Genomic DNA, 10233 nt, shown 5'->3' with positions numbered 1-10233 from the left:
AGAATACCGAGGTCATGACCAGTGAAAGAGTGACCATAGCTTGTGACCAAGCACCAATAAGACCGATGAAGGTCAGTGATACAGCCGTTGCCAATCCAAGTCTTATATTTGAAAACTGCCAAGCAAGTAGAAACAGAATCACCAGCATGAAAGGTGCGGGTGTAGAGACAAGAGCTGTTTCAAACGAACTCAAGATAAAGTCGATTGGCACACGTATCGCTTGAAACAGAGGGCGTCCGTGTTCAACTAGCCAATTTAAACCTGATTCAACCCATGTATCGACAGGTAGTATGACTTCTTCAAATGGATTTAAAGGATCAAAAGACTTTGTTTCTACGACTTCACTGGTAAGCCAGTCGTTCGCCGCTGAAGACTCGCTAGATTGACCCCATGGATCACTTTCTTGAGTAGTAGTTTGACCCCAAGGGTCATTGTTGGTTTGTTCAGATGACATTTCTTACCCCTTGTCCAGCGTCTGAAGAAGTCGTGATTTTGTAATCACGCCAAAGTAGTTGCCATCTTCGTCCACGACTGGAACGGAATAAGGCACGCTAGCCACTTGTCCTAAAATATCGTTTATAGGTTGATTAGGCTTAAGGGTTATGCCGTCGGTTAATTGAGCGCTGATCAGAGATTGATTCTGTTTGTGCGCCTGACGTAGTGAGTCGACGGAAACAATGCCTGAAAAGTGACTGGTTTTATCAACAACGATTCCGTATTCACGGTCGTTGTCCATCAGTATCTGAAGTGCTGATGCTGGCCCGTCATGTTCTGATTTCTTGAATACAGCTGCTGGCTTTTTACGAGCGATATCTTTCGCTGTCAGCACATTTGCAACGTTAACTCCGCGGAAGAATGCTTCCACATAATCATTCGCTGGGCTGTTAAGAATCTCATCAGGTGTACCAACTTGTACCACTTCACCATTTTGCATGATGGCAATTCGATCACCAATTCTCATGGCTTCATCTAAATCGTGTGAAATGAAAACAATGGTGCGCTTATCATCGTTTTGTAGACGAATTAGCTCGTCTTGCATTTCAGTTCTGATAAGAGGATCGAGGGCTGAAAATGCTTCATCCATTAACAAGATATCTGGGTCGCATGCTAATGCTCTGGCTAAGCCAACACGTTGCTTCATACCACCAGATAGTTCATCTGGGTAAGACTCGCAATACGCATCAAGGCCAACTCGGGTTAAGGCTCCTAACGCGCTTTCGCGGCGTTTACCTGGTTCTACACCAGCAAGCTCAAGGCCAAACGCGGCGTTTTCTATCACGGTCATATGTGGCATGAGTGCGAAGTTTTGAAAAACCATTGAAATGTTGTTGCGGCGAACTTGGCGAAGCTCGTTTTCAGAAATGTGGGCAATGTCTTTACCCTTGAGAAGAACGTTGCCTCGGGTAGGCTCGATTAGTCGGTTGAGTAGTCTTACTAAAGTTGACTTACCTGAACCTGAAAGACCCATGATGACAAAAATCTCGCCTTCTTGAATACTGAGGGAAACGTCGTTAACACCGATAGTTAAGCCTGTTTTCTCAAAAACGTTATCTTTGTCGGCACCTTCGTTAATCATTGTAAATGCGCGGTCAGTGTCATCTCCAAACACTTTGTACAGTCCCTTAACTTCAAGTATGGGAGCCATGTTTTTTGTCCTTTTTCAGGTGATGTCCATTTGTAAACAGTTAGTACTCTAAGCAATAATGCGACGATTATCAATGAATATCGTTCTGTATGTTGGTTTTTAAACCAATCGCTATAAGTTGTTTGCAGGTGCTAACGGTCTATTAATTGCTTATTTATCATGGCTTTATTGTCTTGGTTTTAGTTGGTAAACTAGGGTGGAGTCGGTTGATATAGCTTTGATATTTTCTAGGGTATATTGAATGTTCAATTAAATTAATTCGTGCACAAATTAATAAATAGTGTCGATGATCAGCTTCACGCCTTCGATATGAGCCTAGCTTTCGCAAAAATCAGGTTAATCACCATAAAACCCCTTCTAAATCGTAGATATCCCTGAATATTCACCACATCCAATAGATTACTCTTCTAAATCTCTCGAAATTAAGTTTGAGCTCTAATTATATTGAGTGTGTGCATGTTCGGTGTTTTTGTGATCTGGATCTCTTTAATGAAAGCTTTATGTAAGCTTATTTGATTTATGCCTCATGTTTGTGCTGATAATAACTGTAATTATTGTTTAGAGTTCAAAGGATATGTATCTACACATGATTACAGCTGCTCCTTGGGTTATGTACCCAGAGATAGAAAATGATCGCTCTCAGGCGTGGATCTTTCGTGAGCCGAAGATTACTGACGGAGACGATATTTATAGCTTAATAGCAAGCTGTCCTCCTCTTGATGTTAATTCTTCTTACTGCAATTTCCTTCAGTCTTCCCACTTTAGTCAAACCTGTTTAATTGCCGAACGCGATGGTGATGTTGCGGGGTTTGTTTCGGGTTACAGAAAGCCAGCAGAGCCAGAAGTTTTGTTCATTTGGCAGGTTGCTGTTTCTCCTCGTCATCGTGGGAAGGGCTTGGCATATAGCATGGTTAAAGAATTACTTTCGCGTGATGGCCTAGCGGCTGTTCGTGCGATAGAAACTACGATCACTGATGACAACAAAGCGTCTTGGGCTCTGTTTAAAAAGTTAGATGCGGCCAATGGTCAACAAGGGGAAGTGAACACTTTTCTTGACGAAGAAACCCATTTCAAAGGGAAGCACGATACAGAATATCTTTATCGTATCCCCCTAAATAATCCTCAATAAATAGGAATCAAAAAACGGTCTTATCATGGATATTTTTATTAAGCAGGAATCAAAAGTACGTTCATACTCGAATAGCTTTCCCGTTGTATTCAGCCAAGCGAAGGGATGTTGGTTGGAAACAGATAAGGGGGAGCGCTACTTAGATTTTCTTGCTGGAGCAGGGTCGCTTAACTATGGACATAACCATCCCCAGCTGAAGCAAGCACTGATCGAATACATCGAAAAAGATGGCATTACTCATGGCTTGGATATGCACTCAAATGCTAAAGCGGATTTTCTGCAAACCTTTCAGCAGTTAATTCTGAAGCCTCGAAACTTGAGCTACAAGGTTCAATTTACAGGCCCGACAGGAACGAACGCAGTCGAAGCCGCTTTAAAATTGGCGAGAAAGGTAACAGGTCGTAGTTCGATCGTTGCTTTTACTAATGGTTTTCATGGCTGTACAGCTGGCGCACTCGCTGCAACAGGCAACCAACACCATCGCCAGGGAGCTGGTGTTAGCTTGAATAACGTGACTCGTCTTCCTTTTGAAAACTACGCTGATGTTGATGGCCTTAACTTTTTCGAAGCAATGTTAAGTGACAACTCTAGTGGTATGGATAAACCCGCAGCTGTGCTTTTAGAAACAGTACAGGGCGAAGGCGGGTTGAATGTCGCATCGAATAAGTGGCTACAGAGATTGAGTAATATTTGTCGTAGCAACGACATTTTACTTATCGTTGATGATATTCAAGCTGGTTGTGGCCGAACAGGTACTTTCTTTAGCTTTGAATCTTCTGGCATTCAACCAGATATGGTCACACTATCTAAATCGATTAGTGGTTATGGCTTACCTATGGCGGTGGTACTGCTGAAACCTGAGCTCGATATTTGGAAACCAGGTGAACACAACGGTACGTTCCGTGGCAACAATCACGCATTTGTCACTGCGGCTAAAGCCCTAGATATATATTGGTCAGATAACCAATTTGAACAGCATATAACGGCGTGTTCGCAGCAAATTACTGCGACAATTGATCAGGTCCTTAAACGTTACTCAGAACTTTTTGTTCAAATTAAAGGTCGCGGAATGATGATTGGTGTTGAGTGTCGTGATGGTGATTTATCTAACGAGATTGCAAAAGCCTGTTTTGAAAACGGTATGGTGATTGAAACTGCTGGGCCACAAGGTGAAGTAGTGAAGTTCTTCTGTCCTTTAACAATTACAGAATCTGAACTTGAGCAAGGGCTCGCTATTTTCAAGCGCTCTGTTGAGCAAGTGGCTACTCGATACTTTAAAAAAGCATCGTAACTAGGAATACATCATGATTGTAAGAACATTAGACGAATGCCGTGATAGCGAGCGAAGAGTAGTATCGGATAACTGGGAAAGTGTTCGAATGCTGCTAAAAGACGACAATATGGGTTTTTCGTTTCACATTACGACTATCTACGAAAATACAGAAACTCACATTCATTATCAGAACCATTTAGAGTCAGTTTTCTGTATGAGTGGGGAAGGCGAAATTGAAGTTGTTGGCGGTGAAACCTACTCAATTAAACCTGGTACGCTATACATTCTTGATAAGCACGACGAGCACTATTTACGCGCTTACAAAGATAAAGAAATGGTGATGGCTTGTGTATTTAATCCACCTATCACTGGTGCGGAAGTACACGATAAAAATGGTGTTTACCCTTTAGTCGATTAGATACACGCACGTCATTAAGAATAGACAAGGCRGATACGATAATGCACGTATCCGCCTTGTGTTCTTATATGTAGCGACTAAAACCCTGCTGCCCAAGCGTCGAACTCATCGATGTTGTCGATCTCTTGCTGTGTTTTGGGGGCTGGGTAGTAAGGTAATGTAAGTAACTTTTTAGAGGGTTGTAGTTCCCAGTCTGGTGTTATTTTTATTCGCTTCAGATCATCATTGATGCGTAGGAAAATATAATACCCGTCGGCGTGAGTATTCGCATAACTGGCAATAGTCGCGATTTCACCTGTTGGAAGTTTGACATCGCGTCCTAGCGGAAAAAGTTGGTGCAAGGCAAAGCTGACTTTTGGATCTTGTAGCTTACCTTGTTTGAATCTTTGTAACCCAATTGCCGTTGAAGTGGTTCGTGGTTTCCAGCCTGTTAAAAACAAGCCTGATATTGAGTCGGTGAAAGGTTTTCCTATCCGCTTTCCTTCATTGGTAATGAACTGAACAACGATGGAATCGCTAGACTCTTCTATGATGTCTAAGAACTTTTCACCAGTAATATCAACTAAAAGTTTCACTGTCTTTACTCACTAAGTTTAGCTTATGGGGCGTAATTCGATAAATTGTACTACTTTAGGGGTGCAATGCAATTCCTACCTCGGTGACTAAAACGGTTTTGTTTACATGACTCGTTGATCAAATTAGCTCGTTTGAACTATTGGGGTTTTCTATCCAAAAAGATAACTGCTGGGCTTGCTTAAAGGCATCGAAATGCTTCAGCACTCTTTTTCTTGCTCTAAGCCCTATACTTTCTCGGTCTTTTCTACTCAATTGAGCAAACTGCTCTATTCGTAATCCCAGGTCTACAGAATCTTTTTCATTCACTAGAAATCCTGTTTCATCGGTCACTATTTCTTTGCACCCCATAATGTCAGTCGTGATCACTGGTGTCCCTACTGCCATTGCTTCTTTGAGCACCAATGGCCCTGTATCAACATTCCCTGTTTGAGAGACACAAAATGGTGCCACCAAGCAGTCGTAGTGTGATAAATGAGTTTTAACCCACTCGTGCGTCTTTGCACCGAGAAAATGCACATTTCTTTGTAAACCTAGCTGTTTCACTTGCCAGCGTAATTCGCTTTCTAGCCGGCCAGATCCAACAATGTCTAGATGAATATTAAGGGGTTGTGCGATTGGGCTGAGAGCCTCAAGTAAGTAGTTAATGCCTTTCTGCTCGACCAGCCTGCCTAAGAAAATAAAATGGAGGGGGGCTCTTATCGGTTTATTTCCAAAAGGAAGCTGATGTGTGTGTACACCACAATGTAAGAGCTTGATGTTTCTATTTACTTTTTCGTTTGTCGTCGCTTTGAAATTACTGGCCATGTCTTGGCATACAGCAACGACAAAGTCACAAGCTAGAATTTTCTGCTCAACATCGAATGCTGACTCATAAACATCATGACCGTGTGCGACGAACGAGCAACTGATGTTCAATAGTTTTGCGGCTACAATGGCATGAGCTGCGGTGTGCTGGCAAAAGTGCGCATGAACATGTTGGACGTTCATGTCGGCGAGTTGCAACGCTAACTTGAGTCCGTAGCCAAACAACGACCTCTTCGGAAGGCTTGTTTGTTGAGCGATAAACGTGAGTGCTCTGAATAGGCCAAGCGGTGATATTGACGCTAGCTTGGTGAGCGGAACATCATCACCTATTTTTATCACGGGGTAGTCAAAGTCAGTTTCGCTTTTCTCGATAGTGAACGTTAAAACACAAACGCTGTGTCCGCAAGACTCAATGGCTTCCACTTCTGTTTGAACAAAAGTCTCGCTGAGTACAGGATAAGTTGGAGCAATAAACGCCACTTTTTTCATATTTAAGCCCTCAATTATTCCACTTCAGAAAATTTACCCGTATTCATTAACGTATTTTTCCGTTTACTTTTCAGTAGATAGCAAGATGCGAACCATAAATTTTCCTAAGTAATTTCATGTGTTTAGGTTGAGGAATGATAGGTGGTCCTTTTTTTTTCAAAAAGAAAATCAATTTGATTCATTTTGAGAGCAGCGTGCTTCGTTGGGCTGTCAATTTGCGACGTGGGAAATTTAGATCATGAAATTCAGTGAGTTAGTAAATGGCATGGATAGTGCGTTAGTGATTGCATAACCACTTAAAGAGAACGTCACTATGGCTAAAGTTTCCGTGATCATACCTACTTATAACTGCATGGCTTTTTTACCTAAGGCCATTGACAGCGTTTTAGAACAAACCCATCAAGATATTGAGCTGATTATTATTGACGATAACAGCGCCGATAAAACGGACGCTTATCTAAAGACACTAACTGACCCGCGTATATCGGTTATTACTACAACTGGTGTAGGAGCCTCGCAAGCGAGAAATATGGGTATCAATCAAGCATGTGGGGACTTTATTGCGTTTCTAGATGCTGATGATTTTTGGTTACCCGAGAAATTAGAACTGCAACTTGCATTGCATGCGGCGCACCCTTCGCTAGGTATGAGTTTTACTAATTACGATCACTTAACGGAGCAATATCAGTCGATTGTAGATTGCTTTAGTTACTGGGAACAATTTCATGGTGAAGAGCGTTTATTTATTCCCCTTAACAATGCACTAGAGTTCACCATTCAGAATAACATTATTGGGACTTCTACAGTGATGGTGAAAGCAGACGTGCTTACTCAGATGAAAGCTTTCGATGCTGAGATCGAATATGGAGAGGATTGGGACCTATGGCTGAGAATATGTGAAAAGCATCCAATAGGGGCGCTTAACTCAATTCAGTCGGGCTATTTAATGCGCCAAAGCTCTACAACACAAACCGATCATTTTAAGCTGAGAAATCTRCAATCAATAGAGTCCATACTTAAACACTATCAAGATTCTCAACATACTTGGTGCTTGCCCGCTTCGGCATTTAAGTCGGCCAAAGCGCGAATATTAGAAGGCTATGCTGACTATCATCGAGGGCTACAGCGTAAGGGAATTGCGGTGTTTTTTGGTCTAAGGTCACTGTTGCTTGCTCCTCAAAAACGTCGATTTCGTAGCCTGCTTGGAGATTGTAAAAGCATCTTGTGGCCAGCTCGCTAAGGAGTGCGCATGGATTCACTAAAGCAATCGGCTTATTACGCCGTGGGAATCATTATGATGAAAGGAATTTCACTCGTAATGATCCCTTATATCACTCACAAATTGACGCTAGCCGAATATGGTTCGTTAGAGGCGATAGTATTGTTGGCCGATATTGGAACCATACTGTTCAGTTTTGGCATTGTCGATGCAATGTATCGATATGTGGGAACTGCGCAAGGTGACGAAAAACGTAACCTTATCTCGAACTGTTTTACGCTGAGTGTTTCGGTGTGCTTATTAGGAGGTTCGCTGATAGCGATAAGTATGCCTTGGTTAATCTTGAGTTTACCTGTCGAATTTCAACCTTACCAAATTCTGATCCTGCTTATTCCTACCATGATAGATGGGACTATTTCTATTCCTCTGACTTTGATGAGGATGAATGCGCTGGCGAAGCGCTTTTGTTTACTGAATGTATTAAAAGCCGCTGTACAAGCTTTGATGACTTATGGGCTATTGGAGGCTGGTTACGGTATTGATGGTGTGTTGATAGCGAGCGCACTTTCCAGTGTATTGCTGCTAGTTTGTTTACTTCGTTATCAATGGCAAGAAATGGGCAAATTTGGCTTCCTAAAACATTCGAAACAGCTACTTAGCTTTGGCGTGCCAGTACTCATAGGAGGCGCATCTGTTTATATGATCAACGGGCTCGATCGCTGGTTTCTTGCGAGCGTTGTGGGAGTAGAAGAGTTAGCCATTTATGCGGTGAGCGCTAAATTTGCATTGATTCTTGGCCTAATGCTGCAGCCTTATGCTCTTTGGTGGTTCCCGAATCGAGTAGCGATTCTTCAGCAAAAAGGTGGAGCTAAAACGTGTGCAGATAAAGCCTTGCTTGGGGTCAATATTGGTACTGTACTAGGTACTTTGATGATCCTTACTGTCCCAGGGTTTATTACCTTAATCTTGCCAAGTAGCTATGAGCTTTCTGGTTCGATAGTGGTCGTTTTACTGGCGATTGGTATGGTGAAAAATGCTGGAGACTATCTAAATTTAGGTTGTTATAGCGGAGATTCCAGCCGCGCCCAAATGTGGATTCAAGCCGTGTGTGCAGTTGCTGCCGCTGGTGGATACTTTGTTGTTACACCTATTTATGGGCTTTGGGGAGTTCCTGTGGTGCTTGGGTTAGCCTACGTTTTGAGGTTAGCTTTGCTCTATAAAGTTAGCCAGTCTTTAGAGTTCTTACCTTATGAACATTCTAAGTGGGTCACCTGTCTTGTCATCGCTTTAGGTGCATTAGCCATCAACCAAATCATTACGAATATGTTTACGAGCTTACCTGAATTTATTGCTGGTTGTTTGGTCGGGGGGGCGAGTATTTGGGTCTTTGCTCGATTTGATGTTATTCCAATTCCTCAGGCCGTTTTCGTAAAGTTGGGGTTAAGTAAGTATTTGCATGGGTAAATAATGGTTATTTTTACACCTAACTAAATAACTTGATGGTTTATGGGGCTAGATAGAATGAGGGCATTACAGACAATTATGTTAAAATAGCCAGATAAGTTAGGCAAATGTGCATTCAGTTTCTTTGTTTAACTCAAGGTAGTGAAGATACCTACCGCTATTAACCAATAAGGTACAAACATGAGTAAATTAACAGCTGCTGAGCGTAGAGCACGCGATAAAGAACGTTTTTCACAGCGAGTAACTGAGCGTAGAGAAAAAGGTGATGACGTCGTAGCGTATGCTTTAACGAACAAAAAAGCTGCCAAATTTCTAACTAAGTCAGAAAAAGCCGATCTAAAAGAACGTAAAGCTGCTCTTCAAGATGAAATAAACTTAAAAGAGCAAGAAGAACTGAAAAAGATTGAAGATGCGTTCGCCGTTAAGGTGTACGAAGACTAAACGACAACCCCTGCCATTGCAGGGGTTGTTTGTTTTAGGGCTTAGTAAGTATTTACTCTGAACAAGATTAAAGATTCAATGAAGTGAGTTGTTCTTAACGAAAGGAATCAACTATTGGTTTAATAGAAATAACCAACTTCACTTAATGATAATAATTCTCAATAATGGTTTTAACAGATAGAACGCCGAAAGAGGGCATATCATGATTAAGACCATCACCTTTGCTGCTATACACTTTTCAATTGCAACCACGATTACTTATTTGCTGGTCGGTGATTTCTTACTCGGCAGTATGATTGCAATGATTGAACCTTCAATTAATACGGTTGCTTTCTATTTTCATGAAAAAGTATGGCAAGCACTCCCTATGCTCAAGCGTAATGGTGCAATGATGCGTATCAAAACCGCTAGCTTTGCGGTTGTGCACTTTAGCGTTGCTTTTACCGTTACCTATGTACTGACGGGCGACGCTTTAATTGGTGGCCTTATTGCAGTTTTAGAGCCGACAGTGAACTCATTCGCTTACTACTTTCACGAAAAAGTCTGGGCCAAAAGATCGAGGGCTACTCAAGAAACTCGTTTTGATCACCAGTCAGCCTCTTTTGTTCGTCAGCAGACTCAGACTCCTGCATTGGCTTGCGCTTAAAGCGAATGAGCAATGTGCAACTAAAGCTAAAGAGCCGATAAAATATCGGCTCTTTGTCATGTGTAGTTTTTGTTAGGTGATTAGACACAAATCCGCTTAGTGATCTTATTAATTACTAGTATTAAACAC

Annotated in this window: 11 protein-coding genes; 7 read left to right on the top strand and 4 right to left on the bottom strand. The window is 41.9% G+C overall.

What is annotated here, in order from left to right; genetic code table 11:
- Nucleotides 1-454: ABC transporter permease (locus L4C33_RS15900; RefSeq protein WP_489686443.1), on the bottom strand; the 454-nt coding region annotated here is incomplete at its 3' end.
- Between the two features lie 3 nt (nucleotides 455-457).
- Complete coding sequence (gene proV, locus L4C33_RS15895; protein WP_428813396.1) at nucleotides 458-1645, bottom strand: glycine betaine/L-proline ABC transporter ATP-binding protein ProV; 1188 nt, start codon at nucleotides 1643-1645, stop codon at nucleotides 458-460.
- Between the two features lie 586 nt (nucleotides 1646-2231).
- Here proV and ectA point away from each other — a divergent pair.
- The 3 genes from ectA to L4C33_RS15880 are packed head-to-tail and all read left to right on the top strand — an operon-like array spanning nucleotide 2232 to nucleotide 4465.
- A complete protein-coding gene (gene ectA / locus L4C33_RS15890; RefSeq protein ID WP_428813395.1) occupies nucleotides 2232-2774 on the top strand; it encodes a diaminobutyrate acetyltransferase in 543 nt (180 codons plus the stop codon).
- Nucleotides 2775-2799: 25 nt separating this feature from the next.
- Nucleotides 2800-4065, top strand: coding sequence for a diaminobutyrate--2-oxoglutarate transaminase (gene ectB, locus L4C33_RS15885; protein ID WP_428813394.1), 1266 nt, complete (start codon nucleotides 2800-2802; stop codon nucleotides 4063-4065).
- 13 nt (nucleotides 4066-4078) lie between these two features.
- Nucleotides 4079-4465, top strand: a complete 387-nt coding sequence (locus tag L4C33_RS15880) for an ectoine synthase (RefSeq protein ID WP_428813393.1) — start codon at nucleotides 4079-4081, stop codon at nucleotides 4463-4465.
- Nucleotides 4466-4542: 77 nt separating this feature from the next.
- Here L4C33_RS15880 and L4C33_RS15875 read toward each other — a convergent pair whose 3' ends face one another.
- Nucleotides 4543-5040 (bottom strand): hypothetical protein, encoded by a 498-nt coding sequence (locus L4C33_RS15875; protein WP_428813392.1) that lies wholly within the window; start codon nucleotides 5038-5040, stop codon nucleotides 4543-4545.
- A gap of 118 nt (nucleotides 5041-5158) precedes the next feature.
- Entirely contained in the window at nucleotides 5159-6334 is a 1176-nt protein-coding gene (locus L4C33_RS15870; protein WP_428813391.1) for a glycosyltransferase, read from the bottom strand.
- A gap of 313 nt (nucleotides 6335-6647) precedes the next feature.
- Here L4C33_RS15870 and L4C33_RS15865 point away from each other — a divergent pair, with 313 nt between their 5' ends.
- The 4 genes from L4C33_RS15865 to L4C33_RS15850 all read left to right on the top strand — a co-directional run bounded on the left by L4C33_RS15865 (nucleotide 6648) and on the right by L4C33_RS15850 (nucleotide 10104).
- Nucleotides 6648-7574, top strand: coding sequence for a glycosyltransferase family 2 protein (locus L4C33_RS15865; RefSeq protein WP_428813390.1), 927 nt, complete (start codon nucleotides 6648-6650; stop codon nucleotides 7572-7574).
- A 9-nt stretch (nucleotides 7575-7583) separates the two neighbouring features.
- Nucleotides 7584-9017, top strand: a complete 1434-nt coding sequence (locus L4C33_RS15860; RefSeq protein ID WP_428813389.1) for a lipopolysaccharide biosynthesis protein — start codon at nucleotides 7584-7586, stop codon at nucleotides 9015-9017.
- Nucleotides 9018-9197: 180 nt separating this feature from the next.
- Complete coding sequence (locus L4C33_RS15855) at nucleotides 9198-9458, top strand: DNA polymerase III subunit epsilon (protein ID WP_428813388.1); 261 nt, start codon at nucleotides 9198-9200, stop codon at nucleotides 9456-9458.
- A gap of 202 nt (nucleotides 9459-9660) precedes the next feature.
- Nucleotides 9661-10104, top strand: a complete 444-nt coding sequence (locus L4C33_RS15850; RefSeq protein WP_428813387.1) for a DUF2061 domain-containing protein — start codon at nucleotides 9661-9663, stop codon at nucleotides 10102-10104.
- Nucleotides 10105-10233: the final 129 nt, after the last annotated feature.

Origin of the sequence: Vibrio makurazakiensis, from assembly GCF_050337375.1 — a bacterium.
GTDB classification, from domain to species: Bacteria; Pseudomonadota; Gammaproteobacteria; order Enterobacterales; family Vibrionaceae; genus Vibrio; species Vibrio makurazakiensis.
This window is presented reverse-complemented; position numbering and strand designations above follow the sequence as displayed.